At 72.3% G+C, this 21,071-nt stretch carries 26 protein-coding genes; 16 read left to right on the forward strand and 10 right to left on the reverse strand.

Annotated elements, in window-relative coordinates:
- The 4 genes from E4P40_RS02620 to E4P40_RS02635 form a co-directional block, all read left to right on the forward strand.
- The coding region (locus E4P40_RS02620; RefSeq protein ID WP_135157107.1) for a multifunctional oxoglutarate decarboxylase/oxoglutarate dehydrogenase thiamine pyrophosphate-binding subunit/dihydrolipoyllysine-residue succinyltransferase subunit at positions 1-1,577 on the forward strand (1,577 nt) is incomplete at its 5' end.
- 1 nt (position 1,578) lies between these two features.
- Positions 1,579-1,758 (forward strand): DUF6104 family protein, encoded by a 180-nt coding sequence (locus E4P40_RS02625; RefSeq protein WP_135157109.1) that lies wholly within the window; start codon positions 1,579-1,581, stop codon positions 1,756-1,758.
- A 172-nt stretch (positions 1,759-1,930) separates the two neighbouring features.
- Positions 1,931-2,644, forward strand: coding sequence for a metal-dependent hydrolase (locus E4P40_RS02630; protein WP_135157112.1), 714 nt, complete (start codon positions 1,931-1,933; stop codon positions 2,642-2,644).
- Between the two features lie 41 nt (positions 2,645-2,685).
- Entirely contained in the window at positions 2,686-3,873 is a 1,188-nt protein-coding gene (locus E4P40_RS02635) for an RtcB family protein (RefSeq protein WP_135157114.1), read from the forward strand.
- Between the two features lie 20 nt (positions 3,874-3,893).
- Here E4P40_RS02635 and E4P40_RS02640 read toward each other — a convergent pair whose 3' ends face one another.
- Both E4P40_RS02640 and E4P40_RS02645 read right to left on the reverse strand, forming a co-directional pair.
- Positions 3,894-5,090: an NADP-dependent malic enzyme gene (locus E4P40_RS02640; RefSeq protein ID WP_135157116.1), complete on the reverse strand. Its 1,197-nt coding sequence runs from the start codon at positions 5,088-5,090 to the stop codon at positions 3,894-3,896.
- 12 nt (positions 5,091-5,102) lie between these two features.
- Positions 5,103-5,468, reverse strand: a complete 366-nt coding sequence (locus E4P40_RS02645) for a S26 family signal peptidase (RefSeq protein ID WP_245160099.1) — start codon at positions 5,466-5,468, stop codon at positions 5,103-5,105.
- A gap of 51 nt (positions 5,469-5,519) precedes the next feature.
- Here E4P40_RS02645 and sodN point away from each other — a divergent pair, with 51 nt between their 5' ends.
- The 6 genes from sodN (at position 5,520) to E4P40_RS02675 (ending at position 10,076) form a co-directional block, all read left to right on the forward strand.
- Positions 5,520-5,924: a superoxide dismutase, Ni gene (gene sodN, locus E4P40_RS02650; RefSeq protein WP_135157118.1), complete on the forward strand. Its 405-nt coding sequence runs from the start codon at positions 5,520-5,522 to the stop codon at positions 5,922-5,924.
- A gap of 119 nt (positions 5,925-6,043) precedes the next feature.
- Positions 6,044-7,294: a PP2C family protein-serine/threonine phosphatase gene (locus E4P40_RS02655; RefSeq protein ID WP_135157120.1), complete on the forward strand. Its 1,251-nt coding sequence runs from the start codon at positions 6,044-6,046 to the stop codon at positions 7,292-7,294.
- Between the two features lie 49 nt (positions 7,295-7,343).
- Positions 7,344-7,988, forward strand: a complete 645-nt coding sequence (locus tag E4P40_RS02660; RefSeq protein ID WP_135157122.1) for a phosphatidylserine decarboxylase — start codon at positions 7,344-7,346, stop codon at positions 7,986-7,988.
- A gap of 11 nt (positions 7,989-7,999) precedes the next feature.
- Positions 8,000-8,800: a CDP-diacylglycerol--serine O-phosphatidyltransferase gene (pssA, locus tag E4P40_RS02665; protein ID WP_245160100.1), complete on the forward strand. Its 801-nt coding sequence runs from the start codon at positions 8,000-8,002 to the stop codon at positions 8,798-8,800.
- Complete coding sequence (locus tag E4P40_RS02670) at positions 8,797-9,297, forward strand: GNAT family N-acetyltransferase (RefSeq protein WP_135157124.1); 501 nt, start codon at positions 8,797-8,799, stop codon at positions 9,295-9,297. Before pssA ends, E4P40_RS02670 begins: the two co-directional genes overlap by 4 nt.
- Positions 9,294-10,076: an HAD-IIA family hydrolase gene (locus E4P40_RS02675; protein WP_135157126.1), complete on the forward strand. Its 783-nt coding sequence runs from the start codon at positions 9,294-9,296 to the stop codon at positions 10,074-10,076. Before E4P40_RS02670 ends, E4P40_RS02675 begins: the two co-directional genes overlap by 4 nt.
- On the opposite strand, the gene E4P40_RS02680 is transcribed toward E4P40_RS02675, so the two are convergent.
- Positions 10,073-10,555 (reverse strand): hypothetical protein, encoded by a 483-nt coding sequence (locus E4P40_RS02680; RefSeq protein ID WP_245160101.1) that lies wholly within the window; start codon positions 10,553-10,555, stop codon positions 10,073-10,075. The genes E4P40_RS02675 and E4P40_RS02680 overlap by 4 nt on opposite strands.
- 84 nt (positions 10,556-10,639) lie before the next feature.
- Here E4P40_RS02680 and E4P40_RS02685 point away from each other — a divergent pair, with 84 nt between their 5' ends.
- The gene (locus tag E4P40_RS02685; protein WP_135157128.1) at positions 10,640-11,665 is read left to right on the forward strand and encodes a diacylglycerol kinase family protein; all 1,026 of its coding nucleotides are present in this window, start codon (positions 10,640-10,642) and stop codon (positions 11,663-11,665) included.
- A 327-nt stretch (positions 11,666-11,992) separates the two neighbouring features.
- Positions 11,993-12,244: a WhiB family transcriptional regulator gene (locus E4P40_RS02690; RefSeq protein ID WP_135157129.1), complete on the forward strand. Its 252-nt coding sequence runs from the start codon at positions 11,993-11,995 to the stop codon at positions 12,242-12,244.
- 134 nt (positions 12,245-12,378) lie between these two features.
- Here the strand turns inward: E4P40_RS02690 and E4P40_RS02695 are convergent, their stop codons facing one another.
- On the reverse strand, positions 12,379-13,857 hold the full coding sequence (locus tag E4P40_RS02695; protein ID WP_135157131.1) for a sensor histidine kinase: 1,479 nt from the start codon (positions 13,855-13,857) through the stop codon (positions 12,379-12,381).
- A gap of 42 nt (positions 13,858-13,899) precedes the next feature.
- On the opposite strand from E4P40_RS02695, the gene E4P40_RS02700 reads away from it, so the two are divergent.
- The 3 genes from E4P40_RS02700 to E4P40_RS02710 all read left to right on the forward strand — a co-directional run bounded on the left by E4P40_RS02700 (position 13,900) and on the right by E4P40_RS02710 (position 15,949).
- Positions 13,900-14,397 (forward strand): GNAT family N-acetyltransferase, encoded by a 498-nt coding sequence (locus E4P40_RS02700; protein WP_135157133.1) that lies wholly within the window; start codon positions 13,900-13,902, stop codon positions 14,395-14,397.
- Between the two features lie 25 nt (positions 14,398-14,422).
- Positions 14,423-15,181 carry an alpha/beta hydrolase gene (locus E4P40_RS02705; RefSeq protein WP_135157203.1) on the forward strand — a complete coding sequence of 253 codons (759 nt, stop codon included), beginning with the start codon at positions 14,423-14,425 and terminating at the stop codon, positions 15,179-15,181.
- Positions 15,182-15,295: 114 nt separating this feature from the next.
- Complete coding sequence (locus tag E4P40_RS02710; protein WP_135157135.1) at positions 15,296-15,949, forward strand: DUF4333 domain-containing protein; 654 nt, start codon at positions 15,296-15,298, stop codon at positions 15,947-15,949.
- Positions 15,950-15,962: 13 nt separating this feature from the next.
- Here the strand turns inward: E4P40_RS02710 and E4P40_RS02715 are convergent, their stop codons facing one another.
- From E4P40_RS02715 to E4P40_RS02735, 4 genes are all read right to left on the reverse strand, one after another.
- Entirely contained in the window at positions 15,963-16,187 is a 225-nt protein-coding gene (locus tag E4P40_RS02715) for a biotin/lipoyl-binding carrier protein (protein WP_135157137.1), read from the reverse strand.
- Between the two features lie 52 nt (positions 16,188-16,239).
- Complete coding sequence (locus E4P40_RS02720) at positions 16,240-17,283, reverse strand: biotin carboxylase N-terminal domain-containing protein (RefSeq protein WP_135157139.1); 1,044 nt, start codon at positions 17,281-17,283, stop codon at positions 16,240-16,242.
- A gap of 325 nt (positions 17,284-17,608) precedes the next feature.
- Positions 17,609-17,953: a mycothiol system anti-sigma-R factor gene (rsrA, locus tag E4P40_RS02730; RefSeq protein ID WP_135157141.1), complete on the reverse strand. Its 345-nt coding sequence runs from the start codon at positions 17,951-17,953 to the stop codon at positions 17,609-17,611.
- Positions 17,950-18,636 carry a sigma-70 family RNA polymerase sigma factor gene (locus E4P40_RS02735; protein WP_135157143.1) on the reverse strand — a complete coding sequence of 229 codons (687 nt, stop codon included), beginning with the start codon at positions 18,634-18,636 and terminating at the stop codon, positions 17,950-17,952. Before E4P40_RS02735 ends, rsrA begins: the two co-directional genes overlap by 4 nt.
- Before the next feature lie 210 nt (positions 18,637-18,846).
- Here E4P40_RS02735 and ybaK point away from each other — a divergent pair, with 210 nt between their 5' ends.
- The gene (ybaK, locus tag E4P40_RS02740; protein WP_135157145.1) at positions 18,847-19,320 is read left to right on the forward strand and encodes a Cys-tRNA(Pro) deacylase; all 474 of its coding nucleotides are present in this window, start codon (positions 18,847-18,849) and stop codon (positions 19,318-19,320) included.
- A 138-nt stretch (positions 19,321-19,458) separates the two neighbouring features.
- Here the strand turns inward: ybaK and E4P40_RS02745 are convergent, their stop codons facing one another.
- Together E4P40_RS02745 and E4P40_RS02750 are read right to left on the reverse strand one after the other, a co-directional pair.
- Entirely contained in the window at positions 19,459-20,085 is a 627-nt protein-coding gene (locus tag E4P40_RS02745; protein ID WP_209305170.1) for a maleylpyruvate isomerase family mycothiol-dependent enzyme, read from the reverse strand.
- Between the two features lie 196 nt (positions 20,086-20,281).
- Positions 20,282-20,863, reverse strand: a complete 582-nt coding sequence (locus E4P40_RS02750) for a dihydrofolate reductase family protein (protein ID WP_135157149.1) — start codon at positions 20,861-20,863, stop codon at positions 20,282-20,284.
- Positions 20,864-21,071 lie beyond the last annotated feature (208 nt).

Genomic DNA, 21,071 nt, shown 5'->3' on the forward strand with positions numbered 1-21,071 from the left:
CCGACGTCGCCCGCATGATCGGGGCGCCGGTCTTCCACGTGAACGGCGACGACCCCGAGGCCTGCGTCCGCGTGGCGCGGCTCGCGGTCGAGTACCGCCAGGCGTTCAAGAAGGACGTCGTCGTGGATCTGGTCTGCTACCGCCGCCGCGGGCACAACGAGGGCGACGACCCGTCGATGACCCAGCCGCTGATGTACGACATCATCGACCGCAAGCGCTCGGTCCGGAAGCTGTACACCGAGGCGCTCGTGGGCCGCGGGGACATCACGCTGGCCGAGGCCGAGGAGGCCCTCAAGGACTACCGCGGTCAGCTCGAGCGGGCCTTCGCCGAGACGCACGACGCGCAGGAGACGTCCAAGCCCGAGCCCGTGATGGACCCGCGCACGGCGCAGGAGTCGCAGGTGAAGACGGCGATCACGCCGGAGGTCCTCAAGACCATCGGCGACGCGCACGTCTCCTTCCCGCCGGACTTCACCCCGCACCCGAAGCTGCAGAAGATGCTGGAGCGGCGCGCGGCGATGGCCAGCGAGGGCGGCATCGACTGGGCGATGGGCGAGCTGCTCGCGTTCGGGTCGCTGCTCATGGAGGGGGTGCCGGTCCGGCTCGCCGGGCAGGACTCCCGCCGCGGCACGTTCGTGCAGCGCCACTCGGTGCTCATCGACCGGGAGACCGGTGCGGAGTACACGCCGCTGGCCAATCTCACCGAGGACCAGGCCAAGTTCTTCGTCTACGACTCCCTGCTGTCGGAGTACGCCGCGCTGGGCTTCGAGTACGGCTACTCGGTCGCCAACCAGAAGGCGCTCGTCCTCTGGGAGGCGCAGTTCGGTGACTTCGTCGACGGCGCCCAGATGGTCATCGACGAGTTCATCAGCTCCGGCGAGGCCAAGTGGGGCCAGCGCTCCGGCGTGGTGATGCTGCTGCCGCACGGCCTCGAGGGCCAGGGCCCGGACCACTCCAGCGGCCGGATCGAGCGGTTCCTGCAGCTGTCGGCGGAGAACAACATGACCGTCGCCAACTGCACGACGCCGGGCAACTACTTCCACCTCCTCCGCCGTCAGGCGCTGTCGGACGTGCACCGCCCGCTGGTGGTGTTCACGCCGAAGTCGCTGCTGCGGGCCAAGGCCGCCGTCAGCGCGGTCGAGGACTTCACGGAGCAGGGCTTCCGTCCGGTCCTGCCCGACAGCGGTGTCGGCGGCGAGCCCCTGGACGACGCCGCGTTGCGGCGGGTGCTGCTCTGCAGCGGCAAGGTCGCCTACGACCTGATGGCGCAGCGGGAGTCCGACGGCACCGCGGACGTCGCCGTCGTGCGGGTCGAGCAGCTGTACCCGCTGCCGGCCGAGCAGATCCGGGCGGAGCTGGAGCGGTACCCGAACGCGACCGACGTGGTCTGGGTCCAGGAGGAGCCCATGAACATGGGCGCCTGGCAGTTCATGGCCGTCAACCTGCCCGAGCACCTGCCGGAGGGCCGGACGTTCCGCCGGGTCAGCCGGCGGGCCTCGGCCAGCCCGGCCGTGGGTTCGGCGAAGGTGCACGACGTCGAGCAGCGCCAGCTCGTCGCAGAGGCCTTCGCGGACTGACGTGTACTTCACCGATCGCGGGCTGGAGGAGCTGGCCGACCGGAGGGGCGAGGAGCAGGTGACCCTCGCCTGGCTGGCCGACCAGATGCAGGCGTTCGTGGACCAGTTCCCCGACTTCGAGGTGCCCGTCGAGCGGCTGGCCACCTGGCTCGCCCGCGGCGGCGCCGACCCGGACGAATGACACTGCGATCCTCCGGATCGCACCGCGGCCAGGTGCCGTCCCCCGGCTGAGCTGAGCCCTGCCGCGGGTCGCGGTGAGGACCTTCCGGGCCCGTCGCTGCGCTCCGCCCTCGCAGGGCGGCTCCCGGGCGCGCCTACCGGGCTTGGCGCCGCAGGGACGTCACCCTCTGACCGTGCTCGGTCACTCGCATGCCCTCTCCGGCCTCGCCGCGGGCGCGGCGACGCTGCCGTGGGCACCCATCCAGGGCACCGTCGCGCAGGTCGCCTGGGTCGCGGCCGCCGGCGGGTTCGCGATGCTCCCCGACCTCGACCACCGGGGCTCCACCGTCTCGGACATGTGGGGTCCGGTCACCGACGTCCCGTCCGGGCTGGTCGGCAAGGTCACCGGCGGACACCGATGGGGCACTCACGACGCGGTGCTCGCCCCGCTGGCGTTCGGCGGCCTGGCGATGCTCGCCGCGGACACCTACTGGGCGAGCCTGCTGCTGATGGCCCTGGCGATCGGCCTGGCGCTCCACGCACTGCACTTCGTCATCCCTGGCAACACGGAGACGACGATCATCGGCAACGTCGCGCTGTCGTGGGCAGGGGCCTGGTGGCTCCTCGAGCACAGCCCGCAACCGGCATGGCTGCCGTGGGCCGTGGCTCTGGGCGTGCTCACCCACATCGCCGGCGACGCCCTTACCAACGCAGGCATCCCGTTGCCGGTGCTGTGGCTGGTCCGGCGCACCCGATTGAAGTTCTCGCCCATGCGGACCGGCACGGTGCTGGAGAAGGCGGTGCTGGTGCCCGCCTTCATCGTGGCGATCGCGGTCTTCGTCTACCTCAACACCGAGGCCCGCACGGCCCTCGACCCCCTGGTCGACCGGATCCTCAGCCTCGGCTGAATCCGGTCGCCAGCGCGTCGCACGGCCCGCAGAATCGGGCGGTGGAACGCCTCTCCGACAAACTGCTGAACTGGGCCAGCATCCTCGACGACGTCACCCGGCGGCAGGCCGAGAACACCGCCTCCCTGGCGATCATCGCACCCCACGTCGCCCTCATGCCCGACGCGCACCTGGGCAAGGGGGCGACGGTCGGCTCGGTGCTGCCGACCAGACGCGCGATCATCCCGGCAGCTGTCGGCGTCGACATCGGCTGCGGCATGATCGCCGTCCGCACCCCGTGGACGGTCGAGGAGGTCCGCGCCCGGGGCTCGCTCGCGCCGCTGCGGGGCGACATCGAGCGCGCCGTCCCGTTGTCGGCCGGCAAGTACAACAAGAGGCTGACCGAGTCGGCGAAGCGCCGGGCCGCGGAGCTGGAGGAGCTCGCCGCCGAGCTGGGCGACCACGTGCTGCCCGCGGTCACCGGGGCGACCCCGAACTGGCAGCTCCAGCTGGGCAGCCTCGGCTCGGGGAACCACTTCATCGAGGTCACCGCCGACGAGCAGGACAGGGTCTGGCTGTTCCTGCACTCCGGCAGCCGGGGCGTGGGCAACAAGATCGCCATGCGGCACATCGCGATCGCCCGCAAGCGGGCCGAGCGCGAGCGGCTGGACCTGCCCGACCGTGACCTCGCCTGGCTCGAGGAGGGGACGCCGGAGTTCGACCGGTACATCGCCGAGCTGCGGTGGGCGCAGCACTTCGCCCTGCTCAACCGCGAGGAGATGATGGACCGGGTGGCCGGCTGCCTCGCCGTCCACATGCGCGCGGACGAGACCCCTCGCCTCGAGGTCACGAACTGCCACCACAACTTCACCCAGCGGGAGACCCACGACGGCGTCGACCTCTGGGTGTCGCGCAAGGGCGCGATCGAGGCGAGGAAGGGGCAGCCGGGCCTGATCCCGGGTTCCATGGGGACGGCGAGCTACGTCGTCGCCGGCCTGGGCAACCCGCTGTCGCTGAACTCCTCGCCCCACGGCGCCGGGCGGGCGTACTCGCGGAACCAGGCGCGGCGGACCTTCACCCGCGCCCAGCTCGAGGAGTCGATGCAGGGCATCGAGTGGCGGCACAGCGACGCCTTCCTGGACGAGATCCCTGCTGCCTACAAGCCCGTGGACGTCGTCATGGAGGACGCGAAGGATCTCGTGGAGGTGCGGCACACCCTGCGCCAGCTGGTCAACGTGAAGGGCGATTAGTGCACCGACCGCCGCCGAGGTCAGCGCGCGATGCCCTGCTCCCGCGCGCACGTGGCGACGGCGTCGGCGACGGCCCGGGCCACGCGGTCGTCCATGGGGCTGGGCACGACGTAGTCCGCCCGCACCTCGTCCCCGACGACGCCGGCGATCGCCGACGCGGCGGCGAGCTTCATCTCCTCGGTGATCGCGGTGGCGCCGGCGTCGATGGCGCCGCGGAAGATCCCGGGGAAGGCGAGGACGTTGTTGATCTGGTTCGCGAGGTCGCTGCGGCCGGTGGCGACGACGGCGGCGTAGCGGGCCGCCATCTCCGGATCCACCTCGGGCGTGGGGTTGGCGAGGGAGAAGACGATGCAGTTCGGGGCCATCGACGCGATCGCCGACTCGGGGACCGAACCGCCCGACAGCCCCAGATAGACATCGGCGCCTGCGAGAGCACCGATCATGGTGCCGGCGTACCCCGACCGGTTGGTGTTCTCGACGAGCCACTGCTTGATCGGCGTCAGGCCCTCCCGGCCGGCGTGCAGCACGCCCTGCGAGTCCGCCACCGAGATGTCGCCGATGCCGGCCCCGAGCAGGATCTTCGTGCAGGCGACGCCCGCCGCACCCGCTCCGGCGACCACCACCCGGAGGTCGCCGAGCTCGCGGCCGACGACCTTCGCCGCGTTGCGCAGCGCCGCCAGGACGACGATCGCCGTCCCGTGCTGGTCGTCGTGCATGACGGGGATGGACAACCGCTCGCGCAGCCGGGCCTCGATCTCGAAGCAGCGCGGAGCGCTGATGTCCTCCAGGTTGATCCCGCCGAAGGACGGCGCGATCGCGGCGACGGTCTCGACGATCGTGTCGACGTCGGTGCTGCTCAGCACGATGGGGACGGCGTCGAGTCCGCCGAACTCCTTGAACAGGCAGGCCTTGCCCTCCATGACCGGCAGGGAGGCGACCGGGCCGATGTTGCCCAGACCCAGCACGGCCGTGCCGTCGGAGACGACGGCGACGACGCGGGGCGCCCAGGTGAAGCGGTGGGCCAGCTCGGGCTCGGCGGCGATGGCGCTGGAGACGCGGGCGACGCCCGGGGTGTAGGTCAGCGCGAGGTCGGCGATCGAGTCGATCGAGCGGGTCGGCGTGACCGACAGCTTGCCGCCCTCGTGCACCGCGAACGCGGGATCGTCGGCGAAGCGATCGGGCTGCTGGTCGTGCCCTGAACCCGGACTGCCGCTCATGGACACGGGAGCCTAATGGGGTGGCCCCTGCGGCAGCCTGCCCGGGCGGGGCCAGAGCCGGCAGACGACGCGTCCGACGACCACTGCGGCGCCGAAGGACCGGCTGTCCTCGGTGGCGAAGGAGTTGTCCCCCTCGACCCAGTGGCCGCCCGGCACCGGCCGGAGGACCCGCTTCACGACCAGCAGGTCGGGGCGAGCGGGGAACCGAGCGAGGACGACGTCCCCCGGCCGGACGGCCGCTGCCGACCGGACACGGCGCACCAGCAGCCGGTCGCCGTGGCGGACGGTCGGGGACATCGACGGGCCGGTGATCCGCGCCATGGTCCAGGCGCTGCCGGGTCCGGGAACGGCTTCTCCCGCGCTGTCGCTGTCGATCACCGCGAGTAGGGTCGCAGACGACCCAACCCCACGACATCCGGAGGCACGTCCATGCGTTTCACCCGCATGTTCTCCGCCGTGGAGGCCACCGCTCACTGCGACCTCCCCTGCGGCGTGTACGACCCGGCCCAGGCCCGCATCGAGGCGGAGTCCGTCAAGGCCATCCAGGAGAAGTACCAGGGCAACGAGGACCCGGTCTTCCGTCAGCGCGCGGTCCTGATCAAGGAGCAGCGCTCGGACCTGGTCAAGCACCACCTGTGGGTGCTGTGGACCGACTACTTCAAGCCGCCGCACTTCGAGAAGTACCCCCAGCTGCACGAGCTGTTCAACAAGGCCACCAAGCAGGCCGGCGCCGCCGGCGGCAAGGGCAGCATGGACCCGGCCGAGGGCCAGAAGCTCCTCGACTACATCGCCGAGATCGACAAGATCTTCTGGGAGACCAAGGCCGCTGCCTGATTTCTCACGTTTCTCCCCGTCGCTGCCGGGCCACCCATACACGGGCGGTCCGGCAGCGTCGTCTTCTCTGCGGGCGCGACGACCGCGTCGATCCTTCCGCTGCGCCTAGGGTTCGCCGCATGCGCGGCTCGGAGGGTTACATGATCGACGTCGGCGCGCTCCTGGAGAAGGTCGAGGCCGCGGCCCCCATCGACTCCGTCGAGGCAGTCGCCGCCTCGCTCGGCGAGATGGTCGACGCCCGGGAGGTCAGCCTCCTCATCACCGACTTCACCGGACGGGCCGTCGTCCGGCTGACGTCGACGGACCGGGTGGAGGGCGCCCGGAGCCACGGCATCGAGCAGGCGGAGACCCTGCCCCTGCCCGGCACGCTGTACGAGCGCGTGCTGCGCACCCAGGGGGCCGACGTGCGGCCGCTCGACGACGGCTTCGCCCGGATGCTGGTCCCGGTCACCGACCGCGGGGACGCGATCGGGCTGCTCGAGCTGACGCTGCCGCGCCACCCCTCCCCCCAGGAGATCTCCGACATCGGGAGCGCGGCGCACGCCCTGGCCTACGTCGTCATCGCCGCCCGCCGGCACACCGACGTCTTCGAGTGGGGCCAGCGCTCGACGCCCTTCGCGCTGGCGGCCGAGATCCAGCGCCGGCTGCTGCCGGCCTCCTACACGTGCGAGGCGGGACAGTTCACCCTCGCCGGCTGGTTGGAGCCGGCGAGCTCGGTGGGCGGGGACACCTTCGACTACACCCTGGACCGCGACTCCCTCCAGGTGTCGATCACCGACGCGGTCGGTCACCAGGTGTCGGCGGCCCTGCTGGCGACGCTGTTGGTCGGCAGCCTGCGCAACGGGCGCCGCAAGGGCCTCGACCTCGGCAAGCAGGCGATGTACGCCAACGACTCCCTCGCCGAGAACGCGCCTGCCGGGCAGTTCGTCACCGGCCAGCTCATGCGGGTCGACCTGCACACCGGCACCGCAACGATCGTCAACGCCGGTCACCCGTTCCCGCTGCGGCTGCGCGACGGGAAGGTCGAGGAGGTCGAGCTGGGCATCGAACCGCCGTTCGGGGTCGTCCCCGGCAAGGGCTTCGACGTCCAGGAGTTCCCGCTGGAGCCCGGTGACCGGATCGTGCTGCTCACCGACGGCATGCAGGAGCGCAACGCCGTCAACCTCGACGTCGCCGCCACGCTGGCCGCCAGCGCCGACCTGCACCCCCGGGAGGTCGTGCAGGAGCTCGGGTCGGCCATCCTCCGGGCCACCGGCGGCGACCTGCAGGACGACGCCACGATGGTCTGCCTCGACTGGTACGGCGGGCCCCCGCGAGGGCGCAACAGCGAGCAGGGCGCCGACCCCGACCGCGCCTCCGCGCCCGTCTGAGCCGGACGTCCGGAGCCGCCCGGGACCCGGCCGGTAACGTTTGGCCACCATGCGCATCGACCGGGCCGGGTGGCCTTTCATCACCGGACCCCTGGCCCCTGCGGCTCTCGCTCTCGCGGCCGGACGACGGTGGGCCGCGTGGCCCTTTCTCGGGCTCTCCGCCTACATGGCCCTGTTCTTCCGTGACCCCGACCGCCGCTGTGACGCCGTGCCGCCCGACCCCGACGAGGTGCTCTCCCCGGCCGACGGCGTCGTCATGGTCGCCGGCGAACCGCAGCCCGACGTGGCGCCCGAGGGCGACTGGCAGCAGGTCAGCGTCTTCCTCTCCGTCGTCGACGTGCACGTCAACCGGTCGCCCTACCGCGGCGAGGTCGTGGAGAGCTCCTACCGCAAGGGCAGCTTCCTGGCCGCCTACCGCAAGGAGTCGGCGCACCGGAACGAGCGCAGCGAGCTGTGGCTGCGCGAGGGCGACCGCACCGTGGTCTTCCGGCAGATCGTCGGCGTCCTGGCCCGGCGGATCGTGACCCGCACCGGGCCGGGCCGGCGCCTGGCGACCGGCGAGCGGATGGGCCTCATGAAGTTCGGCTCCCGGATGGACGTCTTCGTGCCGCCGGAGTGCACGATCACCGTGACCGAGGGGCAGCGCGTGCGCGGTGGCGAGACCGTCATCGCCCGCTGGCCCGCGGCCGGCTGAGGAGGTCGCGCGTGCCACCCACCCGGCGCGGGGCGACCGTCGAGTTCGTCCGCGGTTCCGTCCGCGGCACCCGGCGCCGCGCTCTGGCGACGCTGCCCAGCCTGTTCACGCTCGGCAACATGTTCTGCGGGTTCTTCGCGATCCTGGTGTCGATCCGGGGTGACCACGATCTCGCCGCCGTCCTGATCGGCCTGTCGGTGGTCTTCGACATCACCGACGGCGCGGTCGCGCGCCTGGTCGGCGCCGTCACCCCGTTCGGCCTGCAGTTCGACTCGCTGGCCGACCTGGTCTCCTTCGGTCTCGCGCCGGCGCTGCTGGCTTTCACGGTGTTCTCGCAGGGCCGCGACGAGTGGGACCCGCTCGGCTGGGTGGCCTGCTTCATCTGGGTCGCCTGCGCCGCGATCCGGCTGGCCCGCTTCAACACCACCATCGATCCCACGGCCGACAAGCGGTACTTCATCGGCATGCCCAGTCCGGGGGCGGCCGGCGTGGTCATCGCGTCGGTGTTCGCGTTCGGCGACCAGATGCAGGGCCGCGACCGCCTGTGGGTGCTGCTGGTCGTCGTCGTCCCGGCGCTGCTGATGGTCACCAACATCCGCTTCCGGTCGTTCCGGTCGCTGGTCAGTCCCAAGAGCAGCCGGCCGTACGGGTTGATCGCGGCCGCCCTCGTGATCGTCATCGGCCTCGTGATCGATCCGGTGTGGACCGGCATCGCCCTGGCCTACGGCTACCTGCTGGCGCCGGTGCTGGTCCCGATCGTGTCGCCGCTGGGCCGGCTGCTGCCGGACCGGCTCAAGGAGGTGCTCTCATGACGGTGCGACCGGTCCGTCCGGACGACGTCCCGGCCGTCGTGGGGCTCGTCCGCGAGCTCGCCGACTACGAGCGGGCGCTGCACGAGGTGCGGCTCACCGAGGAGCAGCTGACCGCCGTGCTGTTCGGCGACTCCCCCGCCCTGTTCGGGCACGTGGCAACAGCTGACGACGGGGTGCACCCCGGCGAGGTCGTGGGGATCGCGCTGTGGTTCCTCAACTTCTCCACCTGGCGCGGCACCCACGGCATCTACCTCGAGGACCTCTACGTGTCACCCGGCCACCGCGGCACCGGTCTGGGCAGGGAGCTGCTGCGCACCCTCGCCGCCGTCTGCGTCGAGCGGGGGTACTCCCGCCTCGAGTGGTCGGTCCTGGACTGGAACGCGCCCTCGATCGACTTCTACAAGGCGGCCGGCGCCGTCCCGATGGACGACTGGACCGTCTTCCGCCTCACCGACGAGGCCCTCAGCACGTTCGCCGACGACCGGAGGACCCCATGACCACCGAGCGCACGCCGCCCGAGTGCTGGCTGACCGACATGGACGGCGTCCTCGTCCACGAGGAGAAGGCGCTGCCCGGCGCCGCGGAGTTCCTGGAGCGGCTGGTCGAGAAGCAGCGCCGGTTCCTGGTGCTGACCAACAACTCGATCTTCACGCCGCGCGACCTCTCCGCCCGGCTGGTCCGGGCCGGCCTGCAGGTGCCCGAGGAGTCGATCTGGACGTCGGCGCTGGCGACGGCGGACTTCCTGGCCACGCAGCTGCCGGCCGGTTCCGCCTACGTCATCGGTGAGGCGGGGATGACCACCGCGCTCCACGAGGTCGGCTACACGCTCACCGACACCGACCCCGACTACGTCGTCCTCGGGGAGACCCGCACGTACTCGTTCGAGGCCATCACCCGGGCGATCCGGCTGATCGGGCGCGGCGCCCGATTCATCGCCACGAACCCGGACGTCACCGGCCCGTCGCCGGAGGGTCCGCTGCCGGCGACCGGCTCGGTCGCGGCGATGATCACCCGGGCGACCGGCGCGGAGCCCTACTTCGTCGGCAAGCCGAACCCGATGATGTTCCGCAGCGCCATGAACCGCATCGAGGCGCACTCGGAGTCCACGATCATGGTGGGCGACCGCATGGACACCGACGTGGTGGCCGGCATCGAGGCCGGCCTGGAGACCGTGCTGGTGCTGTCGGGTTCCACGGCCGCGGCCGACGTCAGCCGGTTCCCGTTCCGCCCGAGCCGGATCCTCGACTCGATCGCAGACGTCATCGATCTGGTCTAACGCTCCAGGTAGGCCAGGCGAGCTTCGGGCGTGGCGAGCAGGTAGAGCTCGGCGGCCACCAGGAGGAGGACGGGCAACCCGATCGCGGGCTGCTCCGCCTCGAACGCGGTCGTGTAGGCCAGCGCGGCCAGGAGCAGCTGGAGGACGACGACCGGGCCGCGAGCCCAGCTCGCCACGCGCCACAGCCCGGTCGCGGCCACCGCGAGGGCCGCGGCACCGCCGGCGACGATCACCACCTCCGCGAGCGCGCGGGAGACACTGTCCGCCGAGCTGGTCACGGTCAGCCAGAGCAGCACCAGCGCGCCGATCGCGATGAGCGCCGCCTCCAGGCCGACGACCGCGGCCGCCCACTTCAGGGCGCGCGGCGCCTCGGGGCGCGACCGCTCGGGCCGGGGTGCCGGCGGCTCGGCCGCGGCACCGAGCAACCGGTCCAGCGCCCTGCGGGGCGGCTGCGGCGCTGCACCGCTCTGCTCCGTCACGACGGCGAGATTACGCGGGCACGGACGCTGCTCCTGCGCCCTTCCTCCCGGGGAAAAGCGTCGCGGCTGGTTAGCCTGGCGTCCATGCGCGCGCTCGTGGTGGTCAACCCTGCGGCCACCACCACGACGGAGAAGATGCGGAACGTGCTCGTCGGCGCTCTCGCCAGCGAGCTCAAGCTCGACGTCGTCCAGACCAACCACCGCGGCCACGCGCGGGAGCTCGCCGCCCAGGCGGCGGCCGAGGGCATCGACCTGCTGGTGTCCGTCGGCGGCGACGGCACCGTGAACGAGGTCGTGAACGGGATCCTCGACAAGGGCCCCGCCCCGCACCTGCCCATGCTCGCCGTCGTGCCGGGCGGGTCGACGAACGTCTTCTCCCGCGCGATCGGCCGCTCCCGCGACCCGATCGAGGCGACCGCGGAGATCCTGGACTCGCTGCGCGCCGGCCGGACCCGCCTGGTCTCCCTCGGCACCGCGAGCGCCTCGGGCTGCAGCGCCGCACCGGTCGAGGGCGGCGACCCGGCGACGGCAGCCGCCGACGCCGACGCCGACGCCGCCCGGCACGACGACGACTGGACGCCGCCGCGCTGGTTCGTCTTCGCCGCCGGCCTGGGCTTCGACGCCGAGGTCATCGCGCGCGTCGAGGCGCAGCGGGCGCGGGGCCGCCGTTCCACCGGCGCCCTCTACGTCCGGGAGGCGACCAGCGCCTTCCTGGTGGGGCGGGAACGCCGGCGGCCGGCCATGACGCTCCAGCTGCCGGGTCAGCCGCCGCTGGAGGGGCTGTTCCTCTGCCTGGTCTCCAACGTCAGCCCGTGGACCTATCTCGGCGCGCGACCGGTCAACCCGTCCCCCGAGGCCTCGTTCGACAGCGGCCTCGACGTCTTCGCGATGGGCCGCATGGGTCCGCTCCGGATGCTGCACACGCTCCGCCAGACCCTGGCGCGGGAACCCGACGCCCGCGGGCGCGGCGTGCACCGGTGGCACGACCTGGAGGAGCTGTCGCTCACCGCCTCCCGTCCGCAGGGCTGGCAGGTGGACGGCGACCATCTCGGCACCGCGACAGGACTGCGGCTGACGCACGTTCCCGCCGCTCTGCGCGTCGTCGCCTGAGAAATCCCGCTGGGGCTCTCACGCACGTCGCAGTACGGTTGTCAACGTCCCGCACCGGTGTGTGGTTCCGTCGAGTGGCGGGCCTAGCACGCCCGTGGTGAGCTTGCTCACGAGGGGTCGAACGACGGCCTCGATCTGCTTGACAGGCGTCCTCGTCGTGAAAACATCGCACGTGAACGCAACTTGCCGGTAACAAAACTTCGCCGGTGAGGACAACGCTCGAAGTCGCTGAGCCAAAGCGCTGGGCAACCGGTGTCGGCCCTGCACTGCGGTCCGAGGCCGGCGACTGAGATAGCAACCGTAAACGACACCGAGGAGTACGAAGCCATGGACTGGCGCCACCGCGCGCTCTGCCGGGACGAGGACCCCGAGCTGTTCTTCCCGATCGGGACGACCGGCCCGGCGATCGTCCAGATCGAGCAGGCCAAGGCCGTGTGCCAGCGCTGCCCGGTCGTGTCGTCGTGCCTGGACTGGGCACTGCGCTCGGGCCAGGACTCCGGGGTCTGGGGTGGGCTCTCCGAGGACGAGCGGCGTGCGCTGAAGCGCCGTCAGGCTCGTACCCGGGTGCGCACCGCCTGATCCGGAGCACGACCGCACGACGAACCGCCACGAGGCCGGTCCGGGATCCCCCGGGCCGGCCTCGGCTGTGTGTGGCGACGATGTGCGCGGATGGGCAGTTCTGGCCGCTGGAACTGCCCATCAGCGCACACTGCTCACCTCCGCGGCAGGCCGACCCCGGGGAGCCTCAGCACCGCCTCCGTGCCCGGCTGGTCGGTAGGAGTGCCCATCGCGAGGGTGCCGCCGAGCTCGCTGGTGACGAGGGTGCGCACGATCTGCAGGCCCAGCCCGTCGCTGCCGGCCGGGTCGAAGCCCTCGGGCAGCCCGCGGCCGTTGTCCCGCACCCGGACGACGAGGTCGTCGCCGGTCCGCTCCGCGATCAGCTCGATCGAACCCGGGACCCCCTCGAAGGCGTGCTCGGCGGCGTTGTGCAGCAGCTCGGTGATCGCCAGCACCAGCGGCGTCGCCGCGGCGGCCGGGAGCTCGCCGAAGGAGCCGGTGCGCCGCGTGTGCGCGGCCGGCCCGACGGACGTCAGGTCCCCCAGCATGGGCAAGACCTGGTCCAGGACGTCGTCCACGACCACGACGTCCTCCCGACTGCCGGCGAGCGTCTCGTGGACCACGGCGATGGACGCCACCCGGCGCACCGACTCCTCCAGCGCCGCTCGGGCGGCCGGTTCGGTCATCCGGCGGGCCTGCAGGCGGAGCAGCGCCGCGACCGTCTGCAGGTTGTTCTTCACGCGGTGGTGGATCTCGCGGATGGTGGCGTCCTTGGTGAGCAGCGCGCGGTCCCGCAGCCGGACGTCGGTCACGTCGCGGACCAGCACCAGCGCGCCGGGCTCGGAGCCGGGAGGCCGCAGCGGCAGCGCGCGCAGCAGCATCGTGGCGGTGGCGCCCTCGACGTCCATCGGATCGGGGAACCGGCCGGCGACAGCTGCGGCGATGCCGGCCGCCACGGCCTCCCCGGCCACGCGGTCGGCCGAGGCGCCCCGGGTCAGCTCCGCGAGGTCGGCGCCGACGACGTCGCCGGCCACGCCGATCCGCCGGTAGGCCGACAGCGCGTTGGGGCTGGCGTAGGTCGCGCGGCCGTGGCTGTTCAGGCGGACCAGGCCGTCACCCACGCGGGGACTGACCTCCGCGTCCTGCAGCTTCTGGGGCGGGAAGCTGCCCGACGAGACCATCAGGCAGAGGTCGGCGGCGATGTCCAGGTAGGTCAGCTCCAGGGTGGACGGCGACCGGGTGACGGCCAGGTTGGTGTCCTTGGCCAGGACGGCCACCGGGACGCCGTCGTGGCGCACGGGGATCACCTCGCGCCGCCGCGGGGCTACGCCCGACCAGTCGGGTTCGCCCTCGGTCACCGGCCGGCCCTCGCTGTGCGCGACCACGAACGGCTCGGCCACGACCCCGTCGACCTCGGTGCCCACCAGGTCCTCCGGACGGCTGGTCGGCGCGGTCAGGGGCCGGACCTGCGCGACGCACCACCAGCTCCCCGTCGGGAGCGGCACCCACAGCGTCAGGTCGGCGAAGGCGAGATCGGCGAGCAGCTGCCAGTCGGCGACCAGGCGGCGGGCGTGCTCGACCTGGGACGGGCTGGACGCCGAGCCGCGGGTGAGGCGGTCCGAGAGGCTGCTCATGATGGTTCCGAGCCTAAGGCGGCCGCCGCATACGCTCTCCGCGTGGCCGAGCCCCTCGCCTCCCCGTCCGTCGAGCCGGCCCGACCGGAGGACTACGACGCGATCGCCGAGCTGACGGTGCGGGTCTACGTGGACGGCGGTCTCGCCTCCCCCGGGTACGGCGTCGAGCTGGCCGACGTCGCCGGCCGCGCCGACCGCTCGGAGCTGCTCGTGGTCCGGGACTCCGGTCGCATCGTGGGCAGCGTCGCGCTGGTCCTGGACGGCGACTTCGGCAACGTGACCGCCTCCGAGGACGAGTCGGCGTTCCGGATGCTGGTGGTCGACCCGTCGGCGCAGGGGCGTGGCGTCGGCGAGCTGCTGGTCCGCACCTGTCTCGAGCGGGCGCGCGCCGCCGGCAAGCGCCGGATGGTGCTCTCGACCGACCCGCGGATGACCGCTGCCCAGCGGCTCTACCGGCGGATGGGCTTCACGCGGCTGCCCGAGCGGGACTGGTCGCCCGAGCCCGCCATCGACCTGCTCGTCTACGCGCGCGAGCTGTAGGAGGGGACGCCGGACGGCGTTGAAGATGTACCACGAGGTGCACGGCTCCGGCGGGACGCCCCTGCTCCTGCTGCACGGCGGGCTCTTCGACATCGATCAGCAGTTCGGCCAGGTCCTGCCCGGGCTGACCGCCGACCGCCAGGTGATCGCCGCCGACCTCCAGGGGCACCGGCGGACCAACGACGTCGACCGGCCGCTGCGCAGTGCGGATCTGGCGTCCGATGTCGTCGGCCTGCTGGGGCACCTGGACGTCGCTCGGGCAGACGTCTTCGGGTTCAGCGTCGGCGGGGCGACGGCCCTGCACCTGGCCATCGGGCAGCCGGAGCTGGTCCGGAAGCTGATCGTGTCGTCGGCCTCGTTCCACCCGGACGGCGACCGCCCCGAGAACAAGACCGCTGTGCCGGAGCTGACTGTCGAGATGATCGCCGGTACGCCGATGGAGCCGGCATACCGGGCCAAGTCGCCGCACCCCGACCGGCTGCAGGTCCTGCTCGACAAGCTGGGGACGTGCGACGAGGGGTTCGCCGGCCGGTCGGACGCGGACATCCAGGGCATTCCCGCCCCGACGTTGATCACGCTGGGCGACTGCGACGCGATCACGCTCGACCACGCCGTCCGCTTCCTGCAGCTGCGCGGCGGTGACGTGAACGGCGACTTCACCGGGGTGCCGGCCTCGCAGCTGGCGGTGTTCGCCGGCACCACCCACTTCAACGGCCTCGCGCGGACCGAGCTCGTCCTGGACGTCGTCCGCACCTTCCTCGACGCACCGATGCCTGAGGTCTGAGCCCGCCCGGTGCCGGTATCCGGGCGGTTCAAGTGGGCCTCTAGTGCGTGCCAAGTCCACCGAAAGCGCCCCGGGTCATGGTCCTCCCAGGCCCACCCGACGAGGAGAATCGCCATGACCCAGCAGACGTACCCGACCCCGCCCTCCGGCCAGCCGACGCCGCCGTACGCCCCGTCGTACGCCCCCTACGGCCCCGCGGCTGCCGGCTCCGGCCAGCCATCTGCGCCGCCCCGGCGCAGGCGCACCGGCGTGATCGTCGGCGCCGTCGTCGCCGCCGTCGTGGTGCTCGGCGGGCTCGTCGTCGGCGCGCTCCTGCTGTTCGGCAGCAAGACCCTGGACACCGCCGAGGCCGAGCGCCAGATCGCCCAGCTGACGCAGGACCAGGCCGGCGTCGCGCCGACCGACGTCTCCTGCCCGGCCGACATCGAGGCCGACGCTGGGGGCTCGTTCGCCTGCTCGGCGTCGCTGGAGGACCAGCCGATCACCTTCACCGTCACGCAGACCGACGACCGGGGCAACGTCGAGATCGACGGCGACAACACCTTCGTCGACATCGCCACGGTCGAGGCGTCGCTGGACGAGCAGCTGGGCGAGGTCTCCGGCGTGGAGGTCGAGAGCACGTGCGACGCCGACGGGCACTCCGTCCTCGTGGACGGCGTCGGGACGCCCATCCCCTGCACCGTGGTCAACGCCGGGGACGCCTCGGACAGCATCGAGGTGACCGCGACCGTGGACGAGAGCGGCGAGGTCTCCTACGAGGTGCTCTGACGGAGGGGCGACCTCAGCCACCGGCGACGGTGGCGATGAGGTCGCCCTCCTGGAGCACCTCGCCCTCCACCACGTGCAGCTCCTGCACGGTGCCGGCGCGTTCGGTGAGGACGGGGATCTCCATCTTCATCGACTCGAGGATGACCAGCGTGTCGCCGGCCGCGACCTCGGTGCCCGGCTCGACGAGGACCTTCCACACGCTGGACACCATCTCCGCGTGGATCTCCTCGACCGCCACCGGGCCTCCTCACCGACCTGCCGTCTCCGGACATGATCATCCAAGCACGGGGTCAGGCGGTCGGGACCGCTCTTCCGGCAGCCAGCCGGCCGAGGACGGCACACACGTCGGCGCCGTCGTGCGGCACCCCGGTGTCGGGCAGCGCGGAGAGCACGTCGGACGCCGCCCGCGCGGCAGACGCGATGTCGGGACCGGCGGCGCTGACCGTCGCCAGCAGGGCGTCGTACCAGCCGTCCAGCCGGTCCCCCGGTTCGTACCCGCGCACCGAGACGACCTCGGCACCCGGGCCTCCGGAGCGGCCGACGGGCAGCCGCCCGGTGACCCGGCCCGCGGTTCCCGGCGGCAGCGTCGACCGCAGCTGGACGGCGACCGCGGCGCGTGCGGCCGGTCCGGCAGGTGCGGCCGCCACCGCAGCGGGTCCCCCGGCGCTGCGCAGCGCCAGCTCGACCGCGTCCACGCCGTGGGCCCGCTCCAGGACGGCCATGTCGAGAGAGAAGCCGGCGGCCACCTCGGCGAGCTCGCCGTCCGGGGAGACGCCGACGGTGACCAGGCCTCGCCAGCCGACGTCCACCAGCCGCTTCGCGCTGCGGGGGAGCTCCGCCGGGTCACCGTCCCCGGGTGTCCAGGACACCCGTGCGATGCCGGCGGCCCGGTCGCGCGAGACGAAGGTCGGGAACCGGAGACCGTCGGCGGTCACCCACGCCAGCAGACCCCGCTCGCTGGCCGGCTCCACGCCGTCGCCCCCCAGCCGCTCCAGCACGTCGGCGTCCGGACCGACCCAGGTCAGCCCCGCCGCCAGGACGGCGGCGGCCAGGCGGGCGTTCCCGGCCAGCGCCGGCGGCACCGGCAGGACGGCGCTGACCCCGCTGCGGCGGGCAGCCTCGACGATGCGGTCCACGGCGAGATAGGACTCGCTGGCCGGCGCCGGCCCGAGCAGCACGGCGTCATCGGCCAGCCGCACGTGCAAGGCCGAGCGCTCCGCCTCGGAGTGCACCGCGACCGACTTCACACCCAGCCGCGCGCACGCGGACATCACCGCGCACGCGGCCGGTCCGCGGCCGGCCACGAGCACGCTCTCGATCCCCAGCTGTGCCACGCCCGCCCCCTCCTGCGACCCCCCGTCCGGAACCACCGCTGTGCAGTGAGCCGGCCCGCCTCGTGAGAGGCTTACCGAGCCAGCTTGGCGGCTCCGGCGACGCCGCGCACCCTACGTGCGCCCTGTCCCGGTCCGCGAGGACAGGGGTCGACCGGCCCACCAGCACCGCGAGAGGAGGGCAGCGATGTCCAAGCGTGGACGCAAGCGTCGCTCCCGCAAGGGAAGCAAGGCCAATCACGGCAAGCGGCCCAACGCCTGAAAGAGGACCCGAAAGACAGCGCCCCTCGCCGCAGATTGCGGAGAGGGGCGCTTTCGTTAGTGCGTATCAGGCGGGGGCGGGGTGGTCCCCGGCGCTCTCGGCGGTGACGCGCTGGACGCTGACCTGCGTGCCGTCCTCCTCGAAGGACACGTTGGTCAGCTGCACCTTGATGCGCTCGCGCAGGCCGGCCGGGGGTGCGTCTCCCCCGCAGCGCCGGCGCACCAGCGCCTTGAACTCCGCCTCGATGCCGAACTCCCGGAGGCACGAGGAGCAGTCCTCGAGATGCTCGGCGATGAGCGCGCGCCGCTCGTCGCCGGTCTCGTGGTCCAGGAACTCGAAGACGTGCGACAGGACGTCGTCGCACGAATGGATCTCGATCGGCTCGCCTGCGCCATGGACGTCGTCGGTCATGACTGGCTCGCCCCCTCACCGGCTCCGGCGCGGACGAAGCCGCGCTCGCGGGCGTAATCGGCCAACAGCTTCTGCAGTCCCCGTCGACCACGGTGCAGACGGGACATCACCGTGCCGATGGGCGTGCCCATGATCTCGGCGATCTCCTTGTAGGCGAAGCCCTCGACGTCCGCGAGGTACACCGCCAGACGGAAGTCCTCCGGCAACTGCTGGAGGGCCTCCTTGATGTCGGAGTCGGGCAGGTGGTCCAGCGCCTCGATCTCGGCGGAGCGCAGCCCGCTCGAGGTGTGCTCCTCCGCCGCGTACAGCTGCCAGTCCTGCACCTGCTCGGTGGGGTACTGCTGCGGCTGCCGCTGCTTCTTGCGGTAGCTGTTGATGTAGGTGTTGGTCAGGATCCGGTACAGCCACGCCTTGAGGTTCGTGCCCTCGGCGAACTGGTGGAAGGCCGAGTAGGCCTTCACGAAGGTCTCCTGCACGAGGTCCTCGGCGTCGGCCGGGTTGCGGGTCATCCGCAACGCCGCCGGGTAGAGCTGGTCGAGGAAGGGCAGCGCGTCGCGCTCGAAACGGGCGTCCCGCTCGGCGCGGGTCTCCGCCTCCCCGGCTCGGCTGCCGTCCGCCCGCGCTTCGGGCGTCTCGACCGGAGCCGTGTCCTCGGGGGTCTGATCTGCGGTCTGCTCAGGCACCGACCGTCCTCTCTGGGGCCCCCGGATGCGGGGCGCCGCATCGATCGATCCTAGCCGCGCGGCATCGGGGCGGCCCGGGGGGCGCCGGTGCGCGGCCCGCGGGCGGGCGCTGGAGACGGTGCTGCTCACGGCCGGTCCAACGGCGGGCGGGAGGGCGGGCATTCCCGGTACCGGCGAGCCGGGTCGGAACCGCCGCTACGCTGCGGCGCCGTGGCGGCGACCCCCGCGGTGCGGGTTCTCGAACGGGCCCGGGTGGCCCACACCCTGCACCCCTACGACCCGGAGCACCCCGCCGACCAGGGGCACGGCGAGGCGGCGGTGGCCGCGCTCGGCGCCGATCCCCGCCAGGTGTTCAAGACCCTGGTGGCCCGCGTCGACGGCGTCCTCACCGTCGCGGTCGTCCCGGTGAGCGGCACGCTGGACCTCAAAGCCCTGGCCGCGGCGGTCGGCGGCCGGAAGGCGGTGATGGCCGAGCCCGCCGACGCCGAACGGACGACGGGCTACGTGCTCGGCGGCATCAGCCCGCTCGGCCAGAAGAAGGCGCTGGCCACGGTCGTCGACGAGTCGGCACTCGGCTTCGCCACGGTGATGGTGAGCGCCGGCCGCCGCGGCCTCCAGGTGGAGCTGCCACCCGCGGACCTGGTGGGCCTGACGAGGGCCCGCACCGCACCGATCGGCCGGTGAGGTCAGGCGTTCGGGAATCGGGGACTGGACCTCAGCGCCCATGCTCCTGCGTCCTGGCGACCGCCCTGACTGCGAGCCGGCCCGACTGTCTCGTGACGGCCCACGTGGGCCGCCGGGGATGTTCGGGACGGGACAGGGTCAGGCCAGTCGGCCACGCAACGTCGATAGGCCGTCCCCGCTGAGGTGGCGGAGTGCGACGGTGCGGCCGGTGATTGCCAGCAGGAGCGCCTCGGCGTCGCCCCGCACGGTAGGACCGCTGCCGTGAGACCAGTCGATGTCACTGGCTTCCCATCGCAGACCGTCCAGCGTTCCCTTGGGCACGACGCCACCGGCGGGCGCGGCGGTCAGGTAGGTCAGCGACGTGTGCAGGCGCTCCTGGGGGATGTCGCGGGGCAGCCCCAAGGGCCAGCGGATGTCCAGGCCGTGTACCAGCAGGTCCGTGAGGGGCGCCTCGGGACCTGCACCGGGCGGGGTGAACCGCGAGTCGGCTTTTCGACGCAGCACCTCGGTGAGCTCGCCGAACGGCCGACGTGCCTGCTCGCGGGTCAGCCGAACGTTCGCTCGGTCGAAGTTCCCGCGGCACGCCACCATGGCCAACACGAACTTCGGGATGCCTACTTCCAGCGGCACGACCAGGTGCGCAACCACGTCGTGGACGCTCCATTCCCTGCAGAGGCTCTGCGTCGCCTGCTGCTCCCCCGTCAGTCCCGACAGCAGCGCAGCCAGACCGCGACGCTCGTCGGCAATCTCCGCGAATGTGTCCACAAAGGTCATCCTCGCAGGGCAATCACGGCGTCTTCTCAGGTGCAGCTCCGGTTCTCCGGTGCAACTTCAGCCGAGACCGCGGCCAGGACGACCGGCGTCGGCTGCCCGACCGGAACAGCGAGGCGCACACGCAGCCGGAGGCCCGACCTCGTGTCACCGGGCGCAGTGGACTTCTTCGCCTCCCCGCTCAGATCCGTCAACGGCGCACCCGACAGCGCAGGTGAAGCACCCGGTTGCCCTGAATCACCACGTCAGGATCCTCCAGAAGGTGCTGCGCGCGGACCGACCCGAAGTAGCGCTTGCCGGACCCGAACACGACGGGTACGACGTCCATGCGGACCTCGTCGACCAGGCCCGCGGCAAGGACCTGGCCACCGACGTCGCCAGCAGCGACCTCCACCATGCGGTCACCCGCGAGCTCCTGCGCCCTGGCCACGGCTGCCTCGACGCCGTCGACGAAGTGGAACGGCGCCTCGGGGTCCCAACCCTGGGGCTTCGGTCGGTGCGTCACGACGACCACGTGGTCGATCCCGCCCGGAGGTTTCCCGTCCCAGCCGTCCGTCATGTCGAAGACGTGGCGGCCGACGATCGTCGCCCCGATCTGGTCCCAGTACGGCCGGGTGTAGTCGTAGGACGCCTGCGACACCTTCAACTCGCCGCTCTCGTCCAACGGCACGTCACCGCTGGACAACCAGTCGAACAGCGGTCCGGGCTGGTCATCCTCGTCCGCGACGAAGCCGTCCACCGACACCGAGCTGTACATGACCACCTTGCCCACGGGGCTCTCCTCTGCTTTGGGCTGCCCCAAATTAGCGTGTCGTGAGTTGTCGTTCCTGCAAGAGATCAATCGGCCGGCAGCGGCCGGCCGTCCAGCGCGTGGCCGGGATGCTCCCGCAGAACCGCCGCCGGGTGATCGTCGGCCTCGTCCAGGGCTGACCACCGCAGGCGTCGGATGGCCGAGACTGCGCGAAGGGGCGGGTGTCCCA

The sequence above is a fragment of the Blastococcus sp. CT_GayMR20 genome (assembly GCF_004570345.1).